Genomic DNA, 24291 nt, shown 5'->3' on the forward strand with positions numbered 1-24291 from the left:
CTTCGCCGAGGAGCCCTGCGCCTGCGGCTCGCCGCTCCGGGCCGTGCGGGCCATCCACGGGCGTCAGGACGACATCTTCGACCTCGGCGCGCTCGTCACGCCGGACATTTTGCGCAACGCCGTCGTCGACGCCGACCGCCGCATTACGGATTTCCGCATCCTCCAGACCGGGCCGGGCGAGGTTGAAGTCGAACTGGACGCCGCCCTGGCCGAGGCGGCGCCTCGCGTGGCCCGGGCGCTGATCGAGGCGATCGTCCGGGCGGGCGGCGAGGCGGTCGTCCAGACGCGCCTCACACCCGCCTTCGGGCTGCCGACTGACCGAAAGCTGCGCCGCGTCGAGCGCCTCTGGCGACCCTAGCCGATCGTCCCGGCCCGGATGTCGTAAACGATCGCGCGGTCCTCGCGGGACAGCCGCTCCGACAGGGCCGTGTCGACTCGGGCCGCCTCAGGCGGCGGCAGGGGATTGAGCAGCACCCGTTCGCACCAGCGCGCGCCCGGCGCCGCGGCGCCCAGCACCGACCGCCAGATGGCGGCATAGAGCTCCGGCCCGGTGTAGGACCCGAAGTCCGACAGCGAGAAGGCGGTAAAGCCGTGGTCCGCCGGCAGGTCATCCAGGCCGCCCTGGCGCACCTCGATGCGGTCCAGCCGCGTTCGGATAGTGTCGAAGGCCTGTGGTTCCAGATGCAGTGGAAGGGCCTCGGTCGAATGCCGCCCTCGCAGCATCAGCCAGGCGAAGTCGCTCTGCGAGAACAGGAAGGTCTGGGACGCCCTGACAAACCGCTCGCGCAAGATCCGCTCGCACTCCGCCGCAGACGGCAGGAGTTCGCCGCCCGGTTCGCCGACCCATCGCCACAGGGGCTTGGCGGCCAGCAGCTGCAGCGCCGGCGGCCAGATGCCCCGGTCCCAGCGCTCGGCCCAGAAGCGCGCCTGGTCCTCGACCGTGGCGCAGGCGAACAGCTCACGGATGAGCGCGCCGCGCGCCAGCCCCGCGCCGCGCGCCAGGGTTCGCAGCGTCTGCTCCCACAGGCCGGCTCGCCAGACCCCGTGGCCGATCACGCCGCTGCGCCGCCACCCGTCCCGGTCCTCGTCCGACAGTCGCGGTTCGACCCGGGCATGCAGGGCCAGCCGGTCGGGTCCGTCCGTCACGCCCAGCCAGTCGAGCATCTCCCCATGGTCGAGCGCGCGCCAGGCGGCGATCTTCAGCCGCATCAGGCGGCACTGGGCCGGATTGACGTCCAGCGCCACGACGTGGCCCGGATCCCCCAGCAACAGGTCGAACACCCGCGCGCCACTACCGGTCAGGCACAGGACGCGGTCTTCGGGCCCCAGACGCAGCGCCGCCAGTTCTGTGCGGCCGTCCTCGTTGGCCGAGGTGAAGGCCAGTCGGGAAAAGAAGCGGCTTTCGCTCATGGCGCCCCGTCAACGGGGCGCGGCGCCCCCGCGCCCTGTGTCCCGCACTGGCGGCCGTCTGGCTAGTGCGCCAGAAGCAGGGAAGGACCGTCCTCCGCCTCAAGCAGGGCGCGCGTCACCCCGCCCAGGACGAACTCGCGGAGTCGGGAGTGCCCGTAGGCCCCGGCCACCAGAAGTCCGGCCTGTTTGGTCTGGCAGGCGGTCAATATGGCCGTCGCGGGGTCGTCGCCTGCGAGCGCTAGGATGTCCGCCGACCCGACCCCATGCAGCTTCAGGAAGTCCGACAGCTGGTCCATCGAGGGTCGCGCCGGATCGCCGTTGTCCCCATGCCCGACGATGTCGATGTCGGAGCAGCCGCCCAGCAGCGGCAGGGCTGCCCGCACGGCGCGGGCCGCCTCGATCCGGCCGTTCCAGGCGATCACCGCCCGGCCGCTTAACTGGTCGGGCGAGCCTCGCGCGATCAGCAGCGGCAGCCGCTGGCGCATCAGCACCTCCTCGACGAACTGGACCGTCCGTTCGTGCTCCTTGCCCAGGATTTCGCCGGACACGACCGCCAGGTCGGCGAGGACGCAGGCCCGCTCAAGGCTCGCCCAGACGCGGCGCTCGTAGGGGTGAGAAATGAGGCGGGGGCTTTCTTCGCCGGCCCCCAGCACGATGTCGGCGCCGGCCGCCGCGGCGAAACAGGCCGCGTCGATGCGGGACTGGTTCTCCTCGGCGATCTCGGCGGCGGCGTCGAAGGCTCCCGGAGGAGCCGCCCCCCCGAAGGCGGTGGCCGTGGCGGCGAAGTCGGCCGCGAGGTCGGGATAGACCGGCAGGACGTGGGCGACCGCGTCGTGCTCGGCGGCCAGCCAGGCACCGGCGTGGATGGCCGGCTCGTCATGGCGCCCGAGCGCCAGGACCAGGATGGACTTGTAGCTCATCGGACCCTCCTTGAGGGCCCCAACCTGCGCCGGTCCGCGCGGGTTGCGCCTTGATTTGCCTCAAGCCGCGGCCACACCGGGGGGGAGAATCCGGTGGCGCCCGCGTCGAGGTCTGAAATCCTGAACGAAACCGCCCCGGAGGGCCCGCTTCCGATGATCTGGCTGACGAGCCTGGGATTGGCCGCCACGGCTGCCTTCACGGTCGCCCACGATCCGCACGGCTGTCCGGAGGTTCCTCACGACTATCGCGTGCCGTGCCGCTGCGAGCGGCTGCCGCCCTACTACTATCCGCGGCCCTTCTACTATCACCCCGGCGACTATCCACGCCGGGACTACGAGGTGCGCGGCTATGAGCGTCGCGACTATGTGGTCCGGGGCCGGCCGGTGCGCCGGCCGAGCCCGCCGGTCTACATCGAAGGCCCGCGCATCTACGTCGACGCCCCGCCGGTTTATGTGGAGCCGGCGCAGATCTACGTGGAGCGACCGGAGATCATCGTGCGGCCTTCGGAGGTGATCGTCGCGCCGCCGGAGGTGCATTTCGAGCCCTGTCCGCAAGGCGCACAATGCGTCCAGGAGCCGGCGACGCCGCCTCACTGAGTCCGGCAGAAGCCCTGGGATTCGCGAGCGAGCGCCAGATAGCCGCCACTCAGCGCATGCGCGGTCGCCGCCTGGCACTGGCCCTGGCTGATCAGTTCGCCCACACGCTGCCGCGCCGCCTCATAGGCGCGGGCCTCATCCCTCAGCCGGCGCGCCTCGACGCGCTGGGACGGAAAGCACAATGAGATCCAGCGCGCCTCGGCGCAGCGGGCGACGAGTTCGGATTCCGACTCGGACAGCACGCCGGGGTCAGTGCTGGTCGTCGGCGCCGAGGGCAGGGGAACCGGCAGGGTGACCGGCGCGTCCGGCGGTTCGCTCAGCAGTTGAATGTCCGGAAGCCGGTAGCGGCACACCCAACGCTCGTCGACGAACTCACAGCTTTCCAGCGTGGCGGCTTGCGGCTGGGCCACCAGGGCGGCCGCGAGAATCAGGCCTGCGTCCCACATGTCAGCCGTCCGGCGGTGGTTGGGATCTCACCCTAACAGGCGGAGGCGGAACGAAGAACAGGCATGCGACCTTAACCCTTGCATTCGCGCGGCAGGAGAAACCTGTCGGCTTCCGTCGCCGAGGCGCTTCATGTAGCGTTGCTATTCGTTAACCATAACGAGCTGGGGAGTTTCGTGCATGTTCTGGCTATCTAGCCTTGTCCTGACGACGGCCCTGTCCGCGACCGCGATGCAGGACGCCCACGGTTGCCAGGAGCGGCCGCACCATCCCGATGATCCGTGCATCTGCACGATCGAAGTGGACTTCTACCGGCCCGGCCCGCCGCCGCCGCCCGTGCGCATCCAGGCGCCAGGCTATCGCGTCATCGGCCGCCCGATCCACGTTCAGGGCCCGGTCGTGCACATCAGCGGCCCGCCGATCTATGTCGACGCCCCGCCCGTCTATGTGTCACCGGCCCAGATCTATCTGGAGCGGCCGGAGGTGCACGTCCGTCCGTCGGACGTGATCGTGGCTCCGCCGGAAGTTCACGTGCAGCCCTGCCCCAACGGCGGCAGCTGCCCGCGCTAAGGCCGGTTCTGGTCTGATATTCCCCGGGGGGCGGGCCCGCGGCGACGCGGTCCCGCCCCTTGGCATGTGCGATGCACCGCGCCCGGTGAGCCATCCGGCTCTGTCTCGGATTGGTACGGGCGTTTAGCTCAGACGCGCAGAGCGGCGGCCCCTTAAGCCGCAGGTCCGTGGTTCAAGTCCACGAACGCCCCCCAGTCCGAGACGGCCGGATCGCCGGCGCGTCGGAGTAGGAGGCGGCTGTGTTGGACGGATCTTTGGAAAACCCACTGGCGGCGGCCGTCTTGGTCGCCGCATTTCTCGTCCTAGCGCCGTTGTCGCTGACCGTGCTGCGCGAAGGCCGTTCGGGAGACCCCTTTACCTGGCTCGAAGTGCTCGGCCGCTATGGCCTGATCGTGACCTGGGCCTTCGTGGCGCCGCTCGCGGTCGCCAACCACTTGCGTCCCGAGACCCTGCTCTGGCTGTTCGGTCCGGAGGTCGGGGACGGCGGGCTGGCCGAATATGCGACCGTGGCCGCCTGGGCCTGCGCCGCCATTCTCGCCGCCCGGCTGGCGCTCGTCACCCAAGGTTGGGAGCGGGCGCTTTACGCGCTGGCCGCCGCCGGCGCCTTCGTCCTGTTCGGAGAGGAGATCAGCTGGGGCCAGTGGCTGTTCAACTGGGGTTCGCCCGCGTTCTTCGCCGAAAACAACCTGCAGTCCGAAACCAACGCCCATAATTTCTTCCCTCCCGAGGTCTTCGACGCGGCCTATGCGATTGCAGGCCTGATCATCGCCGGCCTAGTCGGGATGCTGCGCTTCGGGCGTGGGCTCGGCCCGATCGTCACGGCGCTGCGACAATGGCCTCCGGCGCGCTGGATCGGCCACAGTCGGCACGGCGTGCCCCTGGCCTTCAGCGCCGCGGTGCTGATGCAGCACCACATGTTCCAGGAGGTGGCCGAGATGGCCCTGTCGCTGGCGGTGCTCTACGCCCTGTGGTGGACGGTCTCGCGCGCCGCGCTAGGGCGCCCGGTCGAGTTCGCGCCAGCCTAGCACCAGAGCCGCGCCCATGGTGACGAACAGGGTCCATTCCCCGTCGTGATAGTCGAAGGTCGGCACCTCGGTGAGGCTGCGCAGGCTGATCATGACCAGCAGCGGCAGCGCCAGATAGGCCCCGGGATGCCGATAGGCCGCCCCGATCGCCTGGCCCATGACGACCAGCCAGTAGAGGCTCCATAGCGCCAACCCGACCCAGCCCAGCGCGAGCCACACCTCGATCCAGCTGTTGTGGGCGTGTCCCGCGATGAAGCCAGACTGGTGCGCGATCCACGCGCCGGGATAGAAGCCGCGCATGTGATCCCAGAGCACGCCATAGCCATAGCCCCACATCGGCTTGAGCTCGCCCTGACGGATCGCCGCCTCCCAGATTTCGGTCCGGCCCGTCAGGGTGGCGTCCTTGCCGAGCAGGTCGAAGAAGAATTCGGGCGCCAGCACGATCGCGCCCGCCAGACCGAACACGCCGACCGCCGCAATCCAGGTGAAGGCCACCGCGCTGACCGGCCCGCGCCGCACGATCCACACCCAGCCCATGGCGGCCAGTCCCAGGGCCATGGCCACGAGTGCGGTCTTCGACGTCGAAAGCAGGACCAGCAGCAGGCAGAGCAATACCGAGGCGATCCAAAGCAGCCGCCGCCGTGGCGCCAGAATAGCCGAGGCCACGGAGACGCAGACGCCCAGCGCCATGATGCCGCCCAGCGCATTCTTCTCGGTGTAGACGCCTCGCCACGAGCCGGGGAACAGTTCCTCCATACGGCCGTAGGCGGGCAGCAGGGCTCCGATCAGGAAGCTGAGCACGGCGAGCAGGGCGATGTTGCCGGCGATGAGCTCGGCCACGGTCCGCCAACGCCAGCGCGCCGCGATCACGAATCCGGCGAGGCAGGTGAAAAGAAGGGCCACGGATCGGCGGAAGGTGGCTTCCGAGTCGATCGACCAGAAGGTCGATGCGAAGGCCAACCCCACGAGGACCAGCAGGGGCGCCGACTTCATCAGCGCGCGCAGGGTCTCGCGCCAGCTCTGGGCCAGCAGGACGAGTGTGAAGCCGTAAGCCGGCCAGAAGGCGTTGCGCAGCAGGGCAGAGTTCTCGGCCGTGAGCGACCATCCGGTGAGCGGCGCGCTCCAGCCCTGCAGAAGGATGAACAGGGTCATGAAGCCCGTTGCGAGCGCCACACCCTCGCTGAGCGTCAGCCGTGCGTCCTCGCGCCGCGAGGTGCGGGCGACGTCAGGGTGCAGAGCGGGCGAGAGGCTGGACATGAGCCGAATGACCGGACGGACCCATCCTTGTGGACCGCAAGAGTGCGAACATGCCCTTAAGACGGCTTGGCCGGGGCAAGCTGATAGCTCCCGCACGTCAAGCTTCCTTAGGGATTGAGGCATATCCCGGAACCATGTTCGACGGCTCGATTGAGAACCTTCCGGTCCTGGTGGCCTTCGTGCTCGCCTGCCTACTGGCGGCGCCCGTTTCGGCGGCGGCGCTGTTCCGGCCGGGGCGTTCTGTCCTCGCACCCAGCAAGGGCGCAGACCTGGCCGGCGCCGGTGTGCTGGTCCTGCTGTGGGTCGGGCTGATTCCGCTGAACGCCTGGGCGCACCTGTCGGGCCAGCCATTCGAATGGGTTTTCGGCTCCGAGACCTTCGACGGCGGCTTCGTCGAGACCCTGACCTTCGTCGGCCTGATGTTTGTCGCCTGGCTGTCGGTGCGCCTGGCGCTGCGGCGCGAGGCGCCGCTCGCGGTCCGGGTCCTGGCCGTGCTGTTCGCCGTGGGCCTGGTTTTCGTGGCGCTTGAGGAGGTGAGCTACGGCCAGCACTGGTTCCACTGGCGCGCCACCGGCGCCTTCGCTGAGGCCAATCTCCAGCACGAGACCAACCTGCATAACTTCGTCGATCCGCGCCTCTACGACTGGCTCTACGAAATCATCGGCGGTGCGGCCCTGGTGGCCGCGCTTCTGGTTCGGGTTGGCCTGATGCGCGGCCTCCTGGACCGGCTCGGCCCGCTCGGCGAAACCGTGTCGCGGAGCCGTTACGCCCTGGCCCTGACGATGACCGCGTCGGCCTTGCTGCTGCACGAAGTGTTCGAGGAGCTGTCCGAATTCGCGGCCGTCTCCGCCCTCGTCTATGTCGCCATCGTCAGCTTCGAGCTCTGGCGGACCCGGCTGGCCCCGGCCGACGATGCATCATCACCGGGCTACGCGCCCCACCGCGCCTGATCCCACAGCACCCGGGCTTGGAGCCCTTCGGCCTCCGTGCGAGACATTCCGCTAGGGAAGCGGGAGAGGGTTAGCATGCTGGGCTGGACGGGGCACGTCGACACCTTCGCGCGGGACAGCCTCCCGCCCGCCGACCAGTGGCCCGACATTCGGCTGGGCGGCTTCGACTATCCGGAGCGGCTGAATGCGGCCGTCGAACTGACCGACCGGCAGGTGGAGCGGGGCTTCGGCGACCGCACCGCCCTGATCGGCAATGGGCGCCGGCGGACCTACAAGGAGCTTGCCGACTGGACCAACCGGCTGGCCCGGGCGCTGGTCGAGACCTATGGCGTCAAGCCCGGGAACCGGGTGTTGATCCGCTCGGCGAACAATCCGGCCATGGTGGCCTGTTGGCTGGCGGCGACCAAGGCCGGCGCGGTGGTGGTCAACACCATGCCGATGCTGCGCGCGGGCGAACTGTCCCAGATCGTCGACAAGGCCGAGATCGGCCTGGCGCTGTGCGACACCCGGCTGATGGACGAACTGGTCGCCTGCGCCAAGGACAGCCGCTTCCTCAAGCAGGTCGTCGGCTTCGACGGCACCGCCAATCACGACGCCGAGCTGGATCGCGTCGCCCTGAACCAGCCGGTGACGCCGCTCGCGGTCCAGACGGGCCGCGACGACGTGGCCCTGCTCAGCTTCACCTCGGGCACGACCGGCTCGCCCAAGGCGACCATGCACTTCCACCGCGACCTCCTGATCATCGCCGACGGCTACGCCAGGGAGGTGCTGCAGGTCACGCCAGACGACGTCTTCGTCGGCTCGCCGCCGCTGGCCTTCACCTTCGGCCTGGGCGGACTGGCGGTCTTTCCGCTCCGCTTCGGGGCGGCCGGCATCCTGCTGGAGAGCGCCACTCCGCCGAACATGATGGAGATCATCGAGACCTATCGCGCCACGGTGGTCTTCACCGCGCCGACCGCCTACCGCGCCATGCTGGCCGGGCTGGAGGAGGGGGCCGATCTGTCGTCGCTCAGGGCCGCGGTCTCGGCCGGCGAGACCCTGCCGGCGCCCATCTTCGAGGCCTGGACGCAGAAGACCGGCAAGCCGATCCTGGACGGCATCGGGGCGACCGAGCTGCTGCACATCTTCATCTCCAACCGGCTGGACGACGCGCGGCCCGGCTGCACCGGCCGGGCGGTGAGCGGCTACGAGGCCCGCATTGTCGGCGAGGACATGGCCGAGCTTCCGCGCGGGGAGGTGGGGCGGCTGGCGGTGCGCGGGCCGACGGGCTGTCGTTATCTCTCCGACGACCGCCAGAGGTCCTACGTCCGCGACGGCTGGAATCTGACGGGCGACACCTTCGTGCAGGACGAGGACGGCTATTTCCACTTCGTCGCCCGGTCGGACGACATGATCATTTCCGGCGGCTACAACATCGCCGGGCCCGAGGTGGAGGCCGCCCTGCTCGCCCATCCCCACGTCGCCGAATGCGCCGTCGTCGGCGCCCCGGACGAGGCCCGCGGCCAGATCGTCGAGGCCCATGTCGTGCTGGCCGAGGGCGTCGAGGCCTGCGACGCCGAGCGCCAGATCCTTCAGGACCACGTCAAGGCGACCATCGCCCCCTACAAGTACCCCCGCTCGGTCCGCTTCACCGACGCCCTGCCCAAGACCCAGACCGGCAAGATCCAGCGCTTCCGCCTGCGGGGTTGAGCGATTTCCTCGCCCGCGCAGCGGGAGAGGAGGGCCCCGCCCCGCTGAGCGGCACGCGAAGCGATTGGGTGGGAGGTGAGGGTTATGTCACCGGCCTGAGCCACAACCCTCATCTTCCGCGCGGACCTTCGGCGCGAGGCGCCTCCGGTGCGCGGAGCCTTCTTCTCCCCTGACGGGGCGAAGAAATCACTCCGCCTTCGACGGCACGAAGGGCGAGAACGTGATGATGGTGAAGGTGTCGCGGATGTGCGGCCGCGTCTGGACGTGCTTGGTCACGAAGCTGCCGATGTCGGCCCCGCGCGCCAGGTTGAACTTGGCCAGGAGGTCGTACTGGCCCGAGGTCGAATAGACCTCCGAGACGTTCTCGACATTGTCGACGATATCCGCCGCCACGTCGTTGGCGTGGCCCAGCTCGCATTTGATGAGGACGAAGATGGGGGTCATCATGGCGGCGGTTCCCGGGGCTCTAGGCGCCTCTGACTAACGGAGGACGGCGTGGCGCAAAAGGGCGAAGCGGGCTTGGACCTCGAAGCCGAGTACAACAACCGCGCCCGCTGTCCCGATCATCCCGCCGTCATGGCGCGCTGGAAGGCCTCGGCCGAGGCCGCGCGGGCGGCGCATCCGCCGGTCGAGATCGCCTATGGCGACGGCCCGCGCGAGCGAATGGACCTGTTCCTGGCGGGCGAAGGACGGCCGATCGCCGTCTTCCTGCACGGGGGCTACTGGCAGGCGCTCGACAAGAACTGGTTCTCCGGGATCGCGCCGGCGCTCCTGGCCAACGGCGTGGGGCTCGCCGTGCCGAGCTACGACCTGGCGCCGCAGGTCAGGCTCGGGCGCATCCTCGACCAGGTGCGGACTGCGCTTGACCGGCTGCGGGAAGAGACCGGCGCCCTGCCGGTGGTGTTCGGCCACTCCGCCGGCGGCCACATGGCCGCGGCCATGCTTTCGGAAGGTCGGGCGAGCGCTGGCGTGGCGATCTCGGGCGTGTTTGACCTGCGGCCGCTGATTCCGACGAGCCTCAACGCTGCCCTGGGGCTCGAAGAGGTCGAGGCCGCGGCGCTCTCCCCCATCGACTGGCCGGTCCCGGCCGGGGCAGTGCTGGACTGCGTCGTGGGCGGAGCCGAAAGCCCGGAGTTCATCCGCCAGAGCCGCGACATGGCCGATCGCTGGGGCAAGGCGGGAGCCGAGACCCGGTTCGAAGCGCTGCAGGCCCTGGACCACTTCACGGTGCTCGATCCGCTGTTCGACGCCGACAGCGCCCTGATCCGCAGGATCGCCAGCTTGGCCGACGGGTTGAACGCACGCATTCTCGCGAACGAAAACGTGCTAGATCAGGGTCTTGGCCAAATCTGACCGCAGGTTCCGCAGCGCTGGCCTCAGCGGCCGTAAGCTGCGCCCTCGGTCTTTGACATCGATATAGGCAGGCCTTGAACGTCGCGGGGGTGTCGCTGTGTCGCGGTGTCGCTCTTCCATCAGCGACACACCTGAGTCCGCGAGATGTCGCTCTGTCGCTGTGTCGCTCCTTCCGGAGCGACAGCCCGATCAGTCTGGCACCACCGCCGTCGCCTGGATCTCCACCAGCGCCTCGTCCTCGATCAGACCCGAGACCTCGACCACGGCCATGGCCGGGAAGTTTCGGCCCATGGCGGCCTTCCAGGCGGCTCCGATCTCCTTCAGCGAGGCTGAGTAGGCTTTTCGATCAGTGACGTACCAGGTCATGGTCGTGATGTGCTCGGGCCCGGCGCCAGCCTCGGCCAGCACGGCCAGCACGTTTTCCAGCGTCTGGCGCACCTGTCCGGGCAGGTCGTGGATCTCGAAGCGGCACTGGCTGTTCCAGCCGATCTGCCCGCCCACGAAGACGGTCCGCCCGCGCGCCTCGATCCCGTTGGCGTAGCCGACCGGCCGGGCCCAGCCTTCGGGCTGCAGGATGCGGTGGGGACTGTCGCTCATCGGGCCTTCCCCTCCGCCGCCTTCATCAGCTCTCGCCCGATGATCAGCTTCTGCACCTCGGTCGCTCCCTCGTAGATCCGCAGGGCCCGGATCTCGCGATAGAGCCGCTCGGTGATCTCGCCCGAGCGCACGCCGCGGCCGCCGAACATCTGCAGGGCCTGGTCGATGACCCACTGGGCGTTCTCGGTGGCGGTCATCTTGGCCATGGCCGCCTCCTTCGTCGCGTTCAGCTTCTGCACGTCGCGCCGCCAGGCCGTGCGCATGACCAGCAGGGAGGCCGCGTCGATGGCCGTGGCCATTTCGCCGAGCGTGCTCTGGGCGGTCGGCAGGTCCGCCAGGGTCGCCCCGAACATCCGCCGCGAGCGGGCGTGCGCCACGGCCTCATCCAGCGCCCTGCGGGCGAAGCCCAGCGCTGCCGCCGCCACTGACGGCCGGAAGATGTCGAGGGTCCGCATCGCGATCTTGAAGCCCTCGCCCGGCTCGCCCAGCAGCTGACTGGCCGGCACGCGGCAGCCGTCGAAGCGGATGTGCGCCAGGGGATGCGGGGCCAGGGTCTCGATACGCTCGACCACCTCGAAGCCCGGCGTGTCGGCGAAGACCACGAAGGCCGATATGCCGCGCGTGCCCGGCGCCTCTCCGGTCCGGGCGAAGACCGTATAGACGTCCGCGATCCCGCCGTTGGAGATGAAGATCTTCTCGCCGTCGAGCACATAGGCGTCGCCGTCGCGCCGGGCCGAGGTCGACATGGCCGCGACGTCCGAACCGGCCTCCGGTTCGGTCAGGGCGAAGGCGGAGATCAACTCGCCTGCGGCCACCTTCGGCAGGACGCGCGCCTTCATCTCGTCGGAACCCGACAGGCTGATCGCTCCCGTGCCCAGCCCCTGCATGGCGAAGGCGAAGTCGGCCAGGCCGTCATGCCAGGCCAGCGTCTCGCGGATCACGCACAGCGCCCGGCTGTCGATCGCCTCCGAGGCGCCGCCGTGGGCCGCAGGCACGCAATGACGCAGGACGCCCGCGTCCCCCAGCCTGCGGACCAGCGCCTTGCAGGCCGCGTCCGCGTCGTGGTGATCGATCTCGCCCAGGCCGCCGCCCGCGATGAAGGCGTCCAGATCGCGCGCCAGCGCGCGGTGCTCCTCGCCCAGGAACGGCCAGTCCAGATGCTCGCGCGAGGGGCCGGTCAGCATCGGCTCAGTTCCCCTCGAACCGGGGCTTCTCCTTGGCCGCGAAGGCCTCGAAGGCGCGGCGGAAGTCGCCGGTGGCCATGCAGATGGCCTGGGCCTGGGCCTCGGACTCGATCATCTCCTCGATGCCCATGGACCATTCCTGGTCGAGCATCTTCTTTGTCATGGCGTGGGCGAACCACGGGCCGTCGGCGAGGTTGCGGGCGTAGGCCCGGGCGGCCTCCAGCAGGCTCTCGCGCGGATGCAGCGCATTGTAGAAGCCCCAGGCGTGGCCCTCCGCCGCCGTCATGGCCCGGCCGGTGAACAGCAGGTCCGCGGCCCGGCCCTGGCCGATGATGCGCGGCAGGATCCCGCAGGCGCCCATGTCCGCGCCGGCCAGGCCCACCCGAGTGAACAGGAAGGCGGTCTTCGCCTCCGGCGTCGCCATCCGGTGGTCCGACGCCATGGCGAGGATGGCGCCCGCGCCCGCGCAGACCCCGTCCACCGCCGCGATCACCGGCTGCGGGCAGGCGCGGATCTGGCGCACCAGGTCGCCCGTCATCCGGGTGAAGGCGATCAGGTCCGGCATGGCCATGCGGGTCAGGGGCTCGATGATCTCGAACACGTCCCCGCCCGAACAGAAGTTGTCTCCGGCCCCGGTCAGGACCACGGCCCGCACGTCGCTGGCCTGACCGAGCGCCCGGAACAGGTCGGTCAGCTCCTGATAGCTGTCGAAGGTCAGGGGGTTCTTCTTGTCGGGCCGGTCGAGCGTGATGGTCGCGACCCGCCCGTCCTCACTCGTCTCGAAGCGGAAGTGCTCGGCTCGGTGGTCCTTGAAGGCGCGGCGCTTGGCCTGCATCGGATTGGTCATCTTCGTTCCTCAGCCCGCCATGACTTCGCCGCCGGCGACCACGATCGCCTGGCCGGTGATCGCCGAGGCGCCCGGCCCCGCCAGCCACAGCACTGTGTCGGCCACTTCCTCGGGCGTGACCAGCCGGCCCTGCGGATTGCTCCGCGCCAGCCCGGCCCGCGCCTCGTCCGCCGAACGGCCCGTCCTGGACGTGATCGTCTCGACCGCCCCGTCCAGCAGCGGCGTGTCCGTGAAGCCCGGGCAGACCGCGTTCACGGTCACATCCGTCTTCGCCAGCTCCAGCGCCAGCGCGCGGGTCAGGCCCACTAGCCCGTGCTTGGCCGCGCAATAGGCGGTGACATAGGCGTAGCCGGTCAGGCCCGCCGTCGAGGCGATGTTGATGATCCGTGCCTCGCCCGCCCGCCGGAGCGAGGGCAGGGCGGCCTGGGTCGTCAGAAAGGCGCCGGTCAGGTTCACGCCCAGCGCCCGGTCCCACGTCGCCCGGTCCGTCCGTTCGAACGGCGCCGAGGGCGCCTCGCCCGCGCAGTTCACCAGCACCGCGATGTCCCCGAACCGCTCGATCGCGGCTGCGATGCCGGCCTCCACGGACCCCGCATCCGTCACGTCGAAGCCGGGGGCGACGAGGCAGTGCTCAGCGCCGATCTCGCCTGCGACCGCCTCCAGCGGTTCAGCCCTGCGACCGGCGAGCGTCACGGCGTGGCCCGCGCCGGCCAGCGCCAGCGCGATGGCCCGGCCGATGCCGGTGCCGGCGCCCGTGACGAGGGCGTGGCGTCGTGTTGCGGTCATGAGCGCGCTCCCTCTCCCAATGGGAGAGGGCTTGAGCCCCCGAGAGCGCGCAGCGCGATCGGTCGGGCGAAAGGGTGAGGGTCGAACGGCGCCAGGTTCGGATAGGGTCGACCCTCATCCGGCCCTTCGGGCCACCTTCTCCCAATGGGAGAAGGGAACTTGGTTGCGTCTCGGCTCATCGCGTTCCCTCGGCGGCCCGCACCAGGTTGGTCTCGTACTGCCGCCGCGCCGACAGGTACTGCTTCGGCCAGGCCACGCCTCGATAGCCGATCCGCGCCGCCTCGTGCAGCACCCAGGAAGGATCGGCGAGGTGCGGCCGGGCGATGGCGCAAAGGTCCGCCCGGCCCGCCGCGATGATCGAGTTGGCGTGGTCCGCCTCGGAAATGGCGCCGACCGCGATGGTGGCCACATCGACCTCGTTGCGGATCCGGTCCGAGAACGGCGTCTGGTACATCCGGCCATATACCGGCTGGGCCTCCTCCACGACCTGGCCCGAGGAGCAGTCGATCAGGTCGGCGCCCGCCGCCTTGAACAGCTCGGCGAAGATCGCGGCGTCCTCGGCCGTGTTGCCGCCCTCGGCCCAGTCGTGCGCCGAGATGCGCACCGAGATCGGCCGGTCGTCCGGCCAGACCTCGCGGATGGCCCGGAACACCTCCAGCGGGTAGCGCGCCCGGCCCGCGTGATCGCCGCCATATTCGTCCTCGCGGACATTGGTCAGGGGCGAGAGGAAGCTCGACAGCAGATAGCCGTGCGCCGCGTGCAGCTCGAGCATGTCGAAGCCGGCCTCGGCCGCCCGGCGCGTCGCCGAAACGAAGTCGGCGGTGACCCGGTCCATGTCCTCGCGCGTCATGGCCCGCGGCGTCTGAAGCCGCGGCAGATAGGGCAGGGCGGAGGCGGAGATGAGCGGCCAGTTTCCCTCATCCAGCGGCTCGTCGTCGCCCTCCCATGGGACCCTGGTCGAGCCCTTGCGGCCCGCGTGACCCAGCTGCATGCCGATCTTCGCGTCCGTCTCGCGGTGGACGAAGTCGACCATCCGGCGGAAAGCCTCGGCCTGGTCGTCGTTCCACAGTCCTAGGCAGCCCGGCGTGATCCGCGCATCGGGCGAGACGCAGGTCATCTCCGGGAAGACCAGCGCCGCCCCGCCCATGGCGCGCGCGCCGATGTGGACGAGGTGGAAGTCGTCGGGCACGCCGTCCGTCGCCGAATACATGGCCATGGGCGAGACCACGATGCGGTTGGCCAGCTCCATCCCGCGCACGCGGTACGGCGTGAACATCGGGGGCGGCGGCTTTTCGCCGGGAGCGACCTCGACGCCCGCCCGCCGGGCGAACCAGCGCTCATAGCCTTCCAGCCAGACCGGATCACGCGGCCGCAGGTTCTCGTGGCTGATCCGCTGCGAGCGGGTCAGCATGGAGTACATGAACTGCTCCGGCTCGAACTGGTCGGCGTAGCGCCGCCCGACTACCTCGAACCACTCCATGGCGTTGCGCGCCGCGTTCTGGATGCGCACCACGCCGATGCGCCGCTCGGCCTCGTAGGCCTCCAGCACTTCGGGAATCCGCGCCGCCTCGTGGCCGAAGGCGTCGAACTGGCGGGTCAGTTCGATGGCGTCGTCGATGGCCAGCTTGGTGCCCGAGCCGATGGCGAAGTGGGCCGTGTGCGCGCTGTCGCCCATCAGGACGACATGGCTGCGGCCGTTGAAACAGCTCCACCGCTCGCAGACCAGCCGCTGGAAGTTCAGCCAGGCCGAGCCGCGCAGGTGCCGTGCATTGGTCATCAGCCGATGGCCGTCCAGCGTCTCGGCGAACAGCCCCTCGCAGAAGGCGATCGACTGGTCCTGGTCGGCTGTGTCCAGCCCGTGGGCGAGGAAGGCCTCTTCCGTCGTCTCGACGATGAAGGTCGAGGTGGTTTCGTCAAAGCGGTAGATGTGCGCCTGGAACCAGCCGTGCGCGGTGCGGCGGAAGTCGAAGGTGAAGGCGTCGAACGCCTTGTCGGTGCCCAGCCAGATGTAGCGGTTCGGCCGGATCAGCATGTCCGGCTGGAACACCTCCGGATAGCGCGCGCGGATCACCGAGTTCACCCCATCGGCGGCGATGATCAGGTCGGCGTCCGGAAACTCCTCGTCGCTCCTGACCTCGCGCTCGAAGACCAGCTCGACGCCAAGCTCCAGGCAGCGGTCCTGCAGGATGTTGAGCATCTTCTTGCGGCCGATGCCGACGAAGCCGTGGCCGGTGGTGCGCTGGCGCGTGCCCTTGAAGACCAGCTCGATGTCGTCCCAGTGGTTGAAGGCGTCCTCGATGGTGGAGGCCGTCTCCGGGTCCCACTGGCGCATCGATTCCATCGTCTGGTCGGAGAAAACGATGCCCCAGCCGAAGGTGTCATACGGCCGGTTGCGCTCGACGACAGTGATCTGGTGGGCCGGATGCCGGCGTTTCATAAGCAGGGCGAAGTAGAGGCCGGCGGGGCCTCCGCCGATGCAGACGATGCGCATGGGCTCCCTCTCGCTGACCGGCCGGGACAGTGGACGCGCCTGCGCCAAGGTTCAAGCTGGCATGGCCGCGACGGTCATGGGATGACCGGACATGGCCGCCTTCACCACCACGCGCACCCTGACCTTCGGCGACTGCGACCCGTCCGGCATCGCCTACTTCCCCTCCTACCTGCACCTGATGGTGGGGGTGATGGAGGCCTTCTTCGCCGACATCGGTCACCCCTGGCCGGCCCTGGTCTCCGAGCGCCGCATCGGCACGCCGACCGTCACCCTCAACCTGCATTTCGAGCGCCCGGGCTTCCACGGCGACGTGCTCGATTTTCACCTGGAGGTCGTGAAGGTCGGCCGCTCCTCGCTGGACCTGCGGCATCGCGTCGAGCGCGCGGGCGAAGTCCTGTGGCGCGCCGAGCAGCGCATCGTCGCGACCTCGCTGGAGACTCACAAGGCCATCGCTTGGCCCGAGGACATCCGCGCCGCGCTCCTGCGGGCCCTCGAGGCTTCAGGAGGCTCGCAAGCCTAGCCGTCGCGCAGGCGGGCCCAGACGCCGAGCACGAGCAACAGGATCGCATCGACCGCCGCGGCCGCCACAAAGAGGATCAGCACCAGCGCGATCAGACCCTCCTCGCGGGCGGCCTGCCCGCCGTGCCAGGCGCCTCGCGCCACAATGGCCACGAAGGCGGCGGCGATCAGCAGCGGCGGGACCGAAGCGATCAGCAGCGCCAGACCGGGCAGCAGGGGCCCCCGGCGCGCCATGTCAGGCGGGCTCCACCGGGCGCACGCTCGTCACCTTGAAGGTGTGGACGCGACCGTCGGTCATCCGAACCGAGACATATTCGCCGGACGAGAACCGCTCGTCCTCAAGGCGGACGCCGCGCTCGTCGTCGCAGTCGTCCTCGCCGAAGTCGAACACCCAGCGCCCGCCCGACACGTGGGACAGGCCGCCGACGGCCTCGGTGTGACCGTCGCGAAAGCGGCGGACGCGCGAGCGCGCCGGGTCCGCCTTCCACCGGGCGCCGTCCAGTCGCCCCTCGGCGTCCAGCGGCGCCACGAGGTCGTAGCCCAACCCGCGGTCGCCCGAGGGCGCGCCCGGCTCGCGCGCCAGCTCAAGGTGGATGTGATGGAAGCCGGCCACGGCTCAGCTGTCCTCGCCGCCGCGCCGGGAGAGGGCGAAACCGATCAGGGCCGCGGCCGATGCGATCACCGCGGCGGTGGCGATCGGATGCGCCTTCACCCCTTCGACGGCGTCCTGGCCGGTTTCCTTGAGCTCCTCGCCCAGGCGCTTGGCGGCCTTGCGCAGCGCCTTGGACGAGCGGCGCATGGCCTCGGCCGCCTCGTCTCCCGTCTTGTCGGCGGCGTGGCGCAGGTCCTCGGTGATCTCCGAGACCAGCATGTGGATGTCGCGGTTCAGTTTTTCGGCGTTCTTGGACATGGCGTTCTCCCTTATTGGCGACATGCTTGGCTGGGTACGCCGGCCGCGGCCATGATCTGGATCAAGCTCTCTCCGCCCGACCGAGCCGGATGTGCCGCAGGGCGGCGCGGATCTCGTCCGCGGTTTCGGAGCAACGGTCCGCGGCTTCGGAGCCCTGGACGCGCTTCGCCAGGGCGCCGGACAGGGCCGCGCGCAGGCCGCCGAGCGCCCGCGGCGCTGCGATCAAGACAGCCTCTTCAAAACGCCCGTGGGCGACCACGGCGTCGAGCCGGCCCGCCAGGCGGCTGACAAACGCAGCCTCGTCGCGCACCTTCGGAGAGTCTCCGCCGGTTGTGTGCGATCCGGATCCGAAACGGTCGAACACCCGCCCCGAGTGACCGCTACCGCGCGGCCCGGACGCCGACAGATCGCCCAGCCGATCCGAGATTTCCGTGAGGGGCCCGCCTCTCACACGTTCTTCGAACAGGCGCGCCCGGGCGCCGTCGGCGACGACGACCAGAGTCGATCCATGCAGTTCCATCAGGACACCTCGCTGCTGAGGCGCGCGGTCAGTCCGGCGCCGATCCATGTGATCCGCAGAGTGCAACGCCGCCGTGCGCGCGCCGTGATCTCGATCAAATCCGCGCGGACGCCGGGGACTTGATTCAGATCATGGGCGAAGTCGGTCGAGCGGTGTTCGATGGGGCATGGAGGTGCTGATGGCGCTGATTCTCATCGTGCTCGCGATGCTCGCGGGACTGGACGACCCGCCGCCGTCGGCCGACCTGTTGGCGGAGGTGCGAGGCCACGAGATCGCTCAGGCCCGGTGCGCGACCTGTCACGCCGTCGGGCGTGACGGCGGTAGTCCGGACGGCGAGGCGCCGGCGTTTCGGGACCTGCCCGCCACCTCACGGCTGCTTTTCGAGGACGCAGATCTTCGCTCGCGCATGACCACCGGCCATCCCGTCATGCCGGACGTCGAACTGAGCGAGGCCGAACTCGCCGATCTCACCGCCTATCTCCGAAGCCTCGAACGGGAGACTGACGGAGTGGTCTACTAGGTCACTCCAGGGCGCTGGCGTCCTGCTCGGCTGGCTCGTGCGGCTGGTGGGTGAATCCGCCCAGGCCTCCGATGCGCTCGGCGTCGCGCGGGATTTCGATGGGGCTCGCCACATAGGCGGTCACCAACTCGGCCACCGACCTCAAGGCGTGCAGGTGGATACGCTCGTAGCCGTGCGAGGCGTCGATGCCGAAGGTGATCAAGGCCGTGCGGATGTCCGCCCCGGCCTCGATCGCGGAGGCCGCGTCGGAGCGGTAGTAGCGGAACACGTCCTTCTGGAAGGCGATGTCGTTGTCCTGGCAGAGGCGCACGAGCTTGCGTGTCAGGTGCCAGTCGAACGGCCCCGTCTGGTCGGCCATGCTGACGGTGACTCCGAACTCGCGCGAGTTCTGGCCCGGCGCGGTGGTTCCGTTGTCGATGCTGACCAGCGAAGCGATGTCTGGCGTCATCACCGATGATGCACCCACGCCGACCTCTTCATTCACGGTGAAAAGGAAGTAGGTGTCGACTTCGGGTTTGAGTCCGGCGCGCGACATGGCCTCCATCGCCGCCAGCAAGCAGGCCACGCCCGCCTTGTTGTCGAGATGCCGCGACACCACGAAGCCGTTCTCGAGAAACTCCGGCTGCGGGTCGATCCCGATGATGTCGCCGATGGCTATGCCCAGGGCACCGAGGTCGTCGGCCGTCTCGGCCAGGGCGTCGATCCTGAGTTCGACGTAGGGCCAGCCAGTCGGCTGGGTATCGACCTCCTCGTTGAAGGTGTGGCCCGAAGCCTTGAGCGGAAGGATCGTGCCGCGATAGCTGCCGGCGTCGGAATATACAGTGCAGCGCGCGCCCTCCGCGAAGCGCGACGACCAGTGCCCGATGGGGACGACCTCCAGACGGCCGTTGGGCTTGAGCGACTTCACCTGGGCGCCCAAGGTGTCGAGGTGGGCGACGATCGACCGGGCCGGTCGCCGCTTTTCGCCGCGCAGGACCGCCCGTATCGCCCCGCGGCGGGTCAGCTCGAAGCCGTAGCCCAGCCGGTCGATCTCCCGGCAAGCCAGCCAGACCACCTCGTCGGTATAGCCCGAGGGGCTGTCGACACTGAGCAGCCGCTTGAGCTCGCCGGATAGATAGTCGACGTCGATGTCCAGCTTGGTCATGCGCCGACCTCCAGCCGGCCCGGCGACCTCAGGGCCGGAGGCACCGTCATCGGAAACAGCAGATCGACGAAACGCTCGGCGGTGGGCTGGGGTTCATGGTTGGCCAGCCCCGGGCGCTCGTTCGCCTCGATGAAGGCGTAGTCCGGCTCGGACGGCGAGGTCACCATGAAGTCGATGCCGGTCACCGGTATCTCGATGGCGCGCGCGGCGGTCACGGCGGCTTCGACCAGCACGGGATGAACGTCGGCGGTGACGTCGTGGATCGTCCCGCCCGTGTGCAGGTTGGCGGCCTTGCGGACCGCGATCTCGACCCCCTCCGGCGCCACGTCGTCGAGGCTGTAGCCGGCGCGGGCCACGCAGCGCTCGGTTTCGGCGTCGAGCGGAATCGAGGATTCGCCGCCGGTCGCCGCCTGACGCCGCCGGCTCTGGTGTTCGATCAGGCCTCGGATGGCGGTCACGCCGTCCCCGATGACACGCGCCGGGCGGCGCACCGCGGCGGCGACCAGCTGATAGTCGATCACGATCAGCCTCAGGTCCTCGCCCGTGACCTGCTCCTCCACCAGCACACGATCCGAGAACCGCCGGGCGTAGGCGACGGCCTCCTCGACCTCCTCGAGGGTGTCCAGGCCCACGGCGACGCCACGGCCCTGCTCGCCGCGAGCCGGCTTGACCACCACCGACCCGTGCCGCGCGACGAAGGCGGCCAGTTGCTCCGGGTCGCCGGCCGTGATCTGCTCGGGCACACGCACGCCGGCGCGCTGGACCATGCGCCGGGTGACCGCCTTGTCATCGCAGATTGAGACCGCAACGCCCGACGTCAGTTCCGAGAGACTTTCGCGACAATGCACCGACCGGCCGCCGTGGGTCAGGCGGAAGAAGCCGCCTTCCGCATCGGTGACCTCAGCGAAGATGCCGCGCCGACGCGCCTCGTTGACGATGATCCGAGCATAGGGGTTGAGGCCCTCATCGTCGGCGGGCCCCGTGAAGAGGCGCTCGTTGATCGGATTCTTCCGCTTGATGGCGAAGACAGGCTCGCGATCGAAGCCGAGCTTCTCGTAGAGGGCGATGGCCTGGACGTTGTCGTGGATCACCGACAGATCCATCCACGAACGGCCCCGATCGCGATAGTGCTCGGCCAGACCCCGGACCAGCGCCTCGCCGATCCCGGGCTGGCTGGCCTGTGGATCGACCGCCAGGCACCACAGCGACGAACCGTTTTCCGGATCGCCGAAGGCCTGGCAGTGGTCCACGCCCATGACGACCCCCAGCACCCGCCCTTCGCCGTCAATGGCCAGCAGATAGGTCAGCGAGGCGTCGTCGCGGTGCTCCCAGACGAAGTCGGCCGGCGCCGGGACCATCTGGCGCGCCGCCCAGACCCTGACCATGGCCTCGGCCTCGTCCGGCGAGGCGAGCGCGCGGACCTCGAAGCCGGACAAGGGGCGGTCGTCGGGGCGGTAGCTGTCGAGGTCCAACCGGAAGGTGTGGGACGGGTCCAGGAACAGCTCCTGCGGAGCCAGCGCCACCAGCACGTGCGGGTCGGCCACATAGAGGGCGATGTCCCGGCAATCGGGCGCCTCGGCCCGCAGAGCCTCGATCAGGTCGCCGGGGCGGGAGAAGGTCTGGCCAAACAGCAGCCTGCCCCAGCCGCACTCGAACACGACGTTCGTCCGGGGCGTCGCGCCGCAAGCCCTGCCCAACGGCTCTTGCGCCCGCGCGGGCGTGTCGGTGCTCATCATGTCGGCCTCCCTCAGACGCCGTGGGTCTGCAGCCACAGCTCGAGCGCCGCGACCTGCCAAAGCTCTGAACCCCTCAGGGGCGTGATGTGTCCGGTGGGATCGGCGAAGAGCCGGTCCAGATAGTCCTGGCGGAACAGTCCGCGTTCCCTCGCCGCCTGCGACGACAGGGCGTCGCGCACCATGTCGAAGTACGGCCCCTGGATGTATTTCAGCGCCGGCACGGGGAAGTAGCCCTTCTTCCGGTCGATCACCTCGTGCGGGATCACCAGCCGCGCGGCGTCCTTGAGCACGCCCTTGCCCCCATCGCGCAGCTTGTGCTCGGGCGGGGTGCGGGCGGCGAGTTCGACCAGGTCGTGGTCCAGAAAGGGCACGCGCGCCTCCAGGCCCCAGGCCATGGTCATGTTGTCGACGCGCTTGACCGGGTCCTCGACCAGCATGACCTGGGAGTCGAGCCTCAGCGCCTTGTCGACGGGATCGCTCGCCCCCGGCTGGGCGAAATGCTCTTCGACGAATGCCCGGCTGACGTCGGCGTCGATCACCCAGTCGTCCGCCAGCTGATCGCGCAGGGTCAGGTGATCGCGGTCAAAGAAAGCCCGGGAATAGGCCGCCAGGGGATCGTCCGACCCGACCAGCGGCGGGTACCAGTGATAGCCGCCGAACACCTCGTCCGCGCCCTGGCCGGACTGGACCACCTTGATGTGCTGCGAGACCTCCTGCGACAGCAGGTAGAAGCCGACGTTGTCGTAGGAGACCATCGGCTCGCTCATGGCCGCGAAGGTGCCGGGCAGCGCCTCCATCAGCCGGTCCGACCGCACGAAGATCTTGTGGTGGTCCGTGCCGAAGTGACGCGCGATGAGGTCAGAATAAACGAACTCGTCGCCCTCCTCGCCGTTGGCGGACTCGAAACCAACCGAGAAGGTCATCAGGTCCTTCTGGCCCATCTCGGCCAACAGGCCGACGATGACGCTGGAATCGACACCGCCGGACAGCAGGACGCCGACCGGCACGTCCGACACCATGCGCCGACGCACCGCTTCGCGCAGGCTTTCGAGCACGCGGTCACGCCACTCTTGCGCCGACAGGCCGGCCTCGGAGGGGGCGCGGTCGTACGGCGGGTTCCAGTAGCGTCGGTCCGTGGACGTCCCGTCCGGCTCGATCACCCGGATGGTGGCGGCGGGGAACTTGCTCACGCCCTTCAGGATGGTGCGGGGGGCCGGCACGACCGCATGGAAGGTCATGTAGCTGTGCAGGGCGACCGGATCGATTGTGGTGTCGACATCGCCGCCGCGCAGCAGCGCCGGCAGCGATGAGGCGAACCTCAGCCGCCCCGGCGCCTCGGACAGATAGAGCGGCTTGATGCCGAAGCGATCCCTGGCCATCACGACCCGGTCGGTGTCCCGCTCATGCAGGACAAAGGCGAACATGCCCTTCAGGCGGTCGACGCAGTCGACGCCCCAGGCGTGCCACGCCTTGAGGATGACCTCGGTGTCGCCGTGCGAGAAGAAGCGGTAGCCCTTGGCTTCCAGCTCGGCGCGCAGCTCGGGATAGTTGTAGATGCAGCCGTTGAAGACGAGCGTCAGGCCGAGGTCTGCGTCGACCATCGGTTGTTCGGACCTGGGCGACAGATCGATGATCCGGAGCCGTCTGTGGCCGAACCCGATGCGCCCCCTGACCACCTGTCCGGACGAGTCCGGCCCACGTCTGGAGAGCGCATCCGTGATACGCGCAACCACCCCTGGATCGACGGCCTGGCCGTCGAACCGCACCTCACCTGCTATTCCACACACGATCCCGTAAACGTGGCGCCTCGAGGTCGGTTCCGCAAACTTGCTTAGAAAAATGATCAAATTCAGAAACTTGACAAATGTTCTGAAAGTCTAGGGGATTCGCGGCGCAGAAAAGTTGTTTTGGGCGCCCGCGGCGCGGATTGAGTTCGCGGCAGGGCGTTCCGCGCAGTTGACTCGCCTCTTGAGCTTTGCAGAAGTCGGCGGGGGGGAGCGGCGCGTCGACCGGCGTGTCAGGCGGCCCGACCGGGGGGCTGCCGATGCCAGGAGCCGACGCCTTCGACGAGGAGATGGAAGAGCTCAGGCGTGAGCTCGGCCATTTCGTGCTCGAGCTGCTGAAGACCGGCGAATCCGATCGCATCGTGGGCCAACTCGGCAAGGAGCTGGCGTCGGAGGTTTCGCGCAGGAGCCTGACCGTCACCCTCGCGGCCCAGGACCGGCAGCTTCTCGAGGCCCTGCTCCGGGAAGCCCGCCAGGCCCGCTCGGGCGCGATGCGGCGCGACGATGCGGGCGCAGCCGACGGGGAGCCCCGCGGTCGGAACCTTGTCCCGGAGCAAGCGTCCGACGGACCCGGCTTCGCCGTGGCGCCGGACCCGCGAGGCCCGGGGCCGGCGATGCCCTGGCTGGGCAGGCCCGACATGCTGCCGTGGGCACTCTGTGTGGTGTTCCTGGTCCTGCTGATCGCGGTCAGCGCCTACACGCTCTTCCGGCCGGCGCCGGCGGCCGAAGGACAGCCGCCGCCCGTGCAGACGCAGTCGCTCGATCCTGAGACCGCCTGGAGCGACGTGGTGCAGACGGTCGAAACCTGGCCGGCCGAGGAGAGGCTGGCCGCGCGTCGCACACTCTGCGGCGAGATCGGCGCGGAAGAGGACTGCCCCAGCTGGGCCGAACGGTCCGAAGATCTCCTGGACGATCCTGCGGGCAGGGCGGCGGTCGCCGACGTCATCGCCCGCGCCCGGTGCGCCGAGGCGACGACTGAGGCGGAGGGCGCCGAGCCGGGACTCGACCCCTCCTGCATTCTGATGGCCGCGCCCTGAC

General features: G+C 69.4%; 27 protein-coding genes and 1 tRNA gene. 11 read left to right on the plus strand and 17 right to left on the minus strand.

What is annotated here, in order from left to right:
• Positions 1 to 358: hypothetical protein (locus Q0M60_RS04770; RefSeq protein ID WP_296816613.1), on the plus strand; the 358-nt coding region annotated here is incomplete at its 5' end.
• Here Q0M60_RS04770 and Q0M60_RS04775 read toward each other — a convergent pair.
• Positions 355 to 1410: a DUF3419 family protein gene (locus Q0M60_RS04775; RefSeq protein WP_296816615.1), complete on the minus strand. Its 1056-nt coding sequence runs from the start codon at positions 1408 to 1410 to the stop codon at positions 355 to 357. The genes Q0M60_RS04770 and Q0M60_RS04775 overlap by 4 nt on opposite strands.
• A gap of 62 nt (positions 1411 to 1472) precedes the next feature.
• Complete coding sequence (locus tag Q0M60_RS04780) at positions 1473 to 2330, minus strand: universal stress protein (protein ID WP_296816618.1); 858 nt, start codon at positions 2328 to 2330, stop codon at positions 1473 to 1475.
• 153 nt (positions 2331 to 2483) lie between these two features.
• Between Q0M60_RS04780 and Q0M60_RS04785 the strand changes: the two genes are divergently transcribed.
• Complete coding sequence (locus Q0M60_RS04785; RefSeq protein WP_296816621.1) at positions 2484 to 2927, plus strand: hypothetical protein; 444 nt, start codon at positions 2484 to 2486, stop codon at positions 2925 to 2927.
• On the opposite strand, the gene Q0M60_RS04790 is transcribed toward Q0M60_RS04785, so the two are convergent.
• Positions 2921 to 3373 carry a hypothetical protein gene (locus tag Q0M60_RS04790; RefSeq protein ID WP_296816624.1) on the minus strand — a complete coding sequence of 151 codons (453 nt, stop codon included), beginning with the start codon at positions 3371 to 3373 and terminating at the stop codon, positions 2921 to 2923. The two genes, Q0M60_RS04785 and Q0M60_RS04790, sit on opposite strands and share 7 nt — an antisense overlap.
• Before the next feature lie 178 nt (positions 3374 to 3551).
• On the opposite strand from Q0M60_RS04790, the gene Q0M60_RS04795 reads away from it, so the two are divergent.
• From Q0M60_RS04795 to Q0M60_RS04805, 3 genes are all read left to right on the plus strand, one after another.
• The gene (locus Q0M60_RS04795; RefSeq protein ID WP_296816627.1) at positions 3552 to 3941 is read left to right on the plus strand and encodes a hypothetical protein; all 390 of its coding nucleotides are present in this window, start codon (positions 3552 to 3554) and stop codon (positions 3939 to 3941) included.
• Between the two features lie 117 nt (positions 3942 to 4058).
• Positions 4059 to 4135 (plus strand) — tRNA-Lys (locus Q0M60_RS04800).
• Positions 4136 to 4183: 48 nt separating this feature from the next.
• Positions 4184 to 4966: a hypothetical protein gene (locus Q0M60_RS04805; RefSeq protein WP_296816630.1), complete on the plus strand. Its 783-nt coding sequence runs from the start codon at positions 4184 to 4186 to the stop codon at positions 4964 to 4966.
• On the opposite strand, the gene Q0M60_RS04810 is transcribed toward Q0M60_RS04805, so the two are convergent.
• On the minus strand, positions 4934 to 6223 hold the full coding sequence (locus tag Q0M60_RS04810) for an O-antigen ligase (protein WP_296816633.1): 1290 nt from the start codon (positions 6221 to 6223) through the stop codon (positions 4934 to 4936). The genes Q0M60_RS04805 and Q0M60_RS04810 overlap by 33 nt on opposite strands.
• Before the next feature lie 134 nt (positions 6224 to 6357).
• Here Q0M60_RS04810 and Q0M60_RS04815 point away from each other — a divergent pair, with 134 nt between their 5' ends.
• Together Q0M60_RS04815 and Q0M60_RS04820 are read left to right on the plus strand one after the other, a co-directional pair.
• On the plus strand, positions 6358 to 7173 hold the full coding sequence (locus Q0M60_RS04815; protein WP_296816635.1) for a hypothetical protein: 816 nt from the start codon (positions 6358 to 6360) through the stop codon (positions 7171 to 7173).
• A 75-nt stretch (positions 7174 to 7248) separates the two neighbouring features.
• Positions 7249 to 8862: an AMP-binding protein gene (locus Q0M60_RS04820; RefSeq protein ID WP_296816638.1), complete on the plus strand. Its 1614-nt coding sequence runs from the start codon at positions 7249 to 7251 to the stop codon at positions 8860 to 8862.
• Between the two features lie 186 nt (positions 8863 to 9048).
• Here Q0M60_RS04820 and Q0M60_RS04825 read toward each other — a convergent pair whose 3' ends face one another.
• Complete coding sequence (locus Q0M60_RS04825; protein ID WP_296816640.1) at positions 9049 to 9309, minus strand: Lrp/AsnC ligand binding domain-containing protein; 261 nt, start codon at positions 9307 to 9309, stop codon at positions 9049 to 9051.
• A gap of 72 nt (positions 9310 to 9381) precedes the next feature.
• On the opposite strand from Q0M60_RS04825, the gene Q0M60_RS04830 reads away from it, so the two are divergent.
• Positions 9382 to 10215, plus strand: a complete 834-nt coding sequence (locus Q0M60_RS04830; RefSeq protein ID WP_296816643.1) for an alpha/beta hydrolase — start codon at positions 9382 to 9384, stop codon at positions 10213 to 10215.
• A 189-nt stretch (positions 10216 to 10404) separates the two neighbouring features.
• Here Q0M60_RS04830 and Q0M60_RS04835 read toward each other — a convergent pair whose 3' ends face one another.
• From Q0M60_RS04835 to Q0M60_RS04855, 5 genes are all read right to left on the minus strand, one after another.
• Positions 10405 to 10812, minus strand: a complete 408-nt coding sequence (locus Q0M60_RS04835) for a RidA family protein (RefSeq protein ID WP_296816645.1) — start codon at positions 10810 to 10812, stop codon at positions 10405 to 10407.
• Positions 10809 to 11996, minus strand: coding sequence for an acyl-CoA dehydrogenase family protein (locus Q0M60_RS04840; RefSeq protein ID WP_296816647.1), 1188 nt, complete (start codon positions 11994 to 11996; stop codon positions 10809 to 10811). The genes Q0M60_RS04835 and Q0M60_RS04840 overlap by 4 nt, the downstream gene beginning before the upstream one ends.
• A 4-nt stretch (positions 11997 to 12000) precedes the next feature.
• Complete coding sequence (locus Q0M60_RS04845) at positions 12001 to 12843, minus strand: enoyl-CoA hydratase family protein (protein ID WP_296816649.1); 843 nt, start codon at positions 12841 to 12843, stop codon at positions 12001 to 12003.
• Positions 12844 to 12852: 9 nt separating this feature from the next.
• Complete coding sequence (locus tag Q0M60_RS04850) at positions 12853 to 13629, minus strand: SDR family NAD(P)-dependent oxidoreductase (RefSeq protein WP_296816652.1); 777 nt, start codon at positions 13627 to 13629, stop codon at positions 12853 to 12855.
• A gap of 175 nt (positions 13630 to 13804) precedes the next feature.
• A complete protein-coding gene (locus tag Q0M60_RS04855) occupies positions 13805 to 16120 on the minus strand; it encodes a bifunctional salicylyl-CoA 5-hydroxylase/oxidoreductase (RefSeq protein ID WP_296816654.1) in 2316 nt (771 codons plus the stop codon).
• 91 nt (positions 16121 to 16211) lie between these two features.
• On the opposite strand from Q0M60_RS04855, the gene Q0M60_RS04860 reads away from it, so the two are divergent.
• The gene (locus tag Q0M60_RS04860; protein WP_296816655.1) at positions 16212 to 16640 is read left to right on the plus strand and encodes a thioesterase family protein; all 429 of its coding nucleotides are present in this window, start codon (positions 16212 to 16214) and stop codon (positions 16638 to 16640) included.
• On the opposite strand, the gene Q0M60_RS04865 is transcribed toward Q0M60_RS04860, so the two are convergent.
• The 4 genes from Q0M60_RS04865 to Q0M60_RS04880 form a co-directional block, all read right to left on the minus strand.
• Entirely contained in the window at positions 16637 to 16873 is a 237-nt protein-coding gene (locus Q0M60_RS04865; protein ID WP_296816657.1) for a hypothetical protein, read from the minus strand. The genes Q0M60_RS04860 and Q0M60_RS04865 overlap by 4 nt on opposite strands.
• Position 16874: 1 nt before the next feature.
• The gene (locus Q0M60_RS04870) at positions 16875 to 17252 is read right to left on the minus strand and encodes a hypothetical protein (protein WP_296816659.1); all 378 of its coding nucleotides are present in this window, start codon (positions 17250 to 17252) and stop codon (positions 16875 to 16877) included.
• Positions 17253 to 17255: 3 nt separating this feature from the next.
• Complete coding sequence (locus tag Q0M60_RS04875; RefSeq protein ID WP_296816661.1) at positions 17256 to 17549, minus strand: hypothetical protein; 294 nt, start codon at positions 17547 to 17549, stop codon at positions 17256 to 17258.
• A 61-nt stretch (positions 17550 to 17610) separates the two neighbouring features.
• Positions 17611 to 18069 (minus strand): host attachment protein, encoded by a 459-nt coding sequence (locus Q0M60_RS04880; RefSeq protein ID WP_296816663.1) that lies wholly within the window; start codon positions 18067 to 18069, stop codon positions 17611 to 17613.
• 178 nt (positions 18070 to 18247) lie between these two features.
• On the opposite strand from Q0M60_RS04880, the gene Q0M60_RS04885 reads away from it, so the two are divergent.
• The gene (locus Q0M60_RS04885) at positions 18248 to 18589 is read left to right on the plus strand and encodes a cytochrome c (RefSeq protein ID WP_296816666.1); all 342 of its coding nucleotides are present in this window, start codon (positions 18248 to 18250) and stop codon (positions 18587 to 18589) included.
• A gap of 1 nt (position 18590) precedes the next feature.
• Here Q0M60_RS04885 and Q0M60_RS04890 read toward each other — a convergent pair whose 3' ends face one another.
• The 3 genes from Q0M60_RS04890 to Q0M60_RS04900 are packed head-to-tail and all read right to left on the minus strand — an operon-like array spanning position 18591 to position 23256.
• Positions 18591 to 19733 (minus strand): osmoprotectant NAGGN system M42 family peptidase, encoded by a 1143-nt coding sequence (locus Q0M60_RS04890; protein WP_296816669.1) that lies wholly within the window; start codon positions 19731 to 19733, stop codon positions 18591 to 18593.
• On the minus strand, positions 19730 to 21469 hold the full coding sequence (gene ngg, locus Q0M60_RS04895; RefSeq protein WP_296816672.1) for an N-acetylglutaminylglutamine synthetase: 1740 nt from the start codon (positions 21467 to 21469) through the stop codon (positions 19730 to 19732). Before ngg ends, Q0M60_RS04890 begins: the two co-directional genes overlap by 4 nt.
• Positions 21470 to 21480: 11 nt before the next feature.
• Entirely contained in the window at positions 21481 to 23256 is a 1776-nt protein-coding gene (locus Q0M60_RS04900; RefSeq protein WP_296816676.1) for an N-acetylglutaminylglutamine amidotransferase, read from the minus strand.
• A 257-nt stretch (positions 23257 to 23513) separates the two neighbouring features.
• On the opposite strand from Q0M60_RS04900, the gene Q0M60_RS04905 reads away from it, so the two are divergent.
• Positions 23514 to 24290, plus strand: a complete 777-nt coding sequence (locus tag Q0M60_RS04905; protein WP_296816679.1) for a hypothetical protein — start codon at positions 23514 to 23516, stop codon at positions 24288 to 24290.
• Position 24291 lies beyond the last annotated feature (1 nt).

It is taken from the genome of Brevundimonas sp. (genome assembly GCF_024711105.1).
Classification (GTDB): domain Bacteria; phylum Pseudomonadota; class Alphaproteobacteria; order Caulobacterales; family Caulobacteraceae; genus Brevundimonas.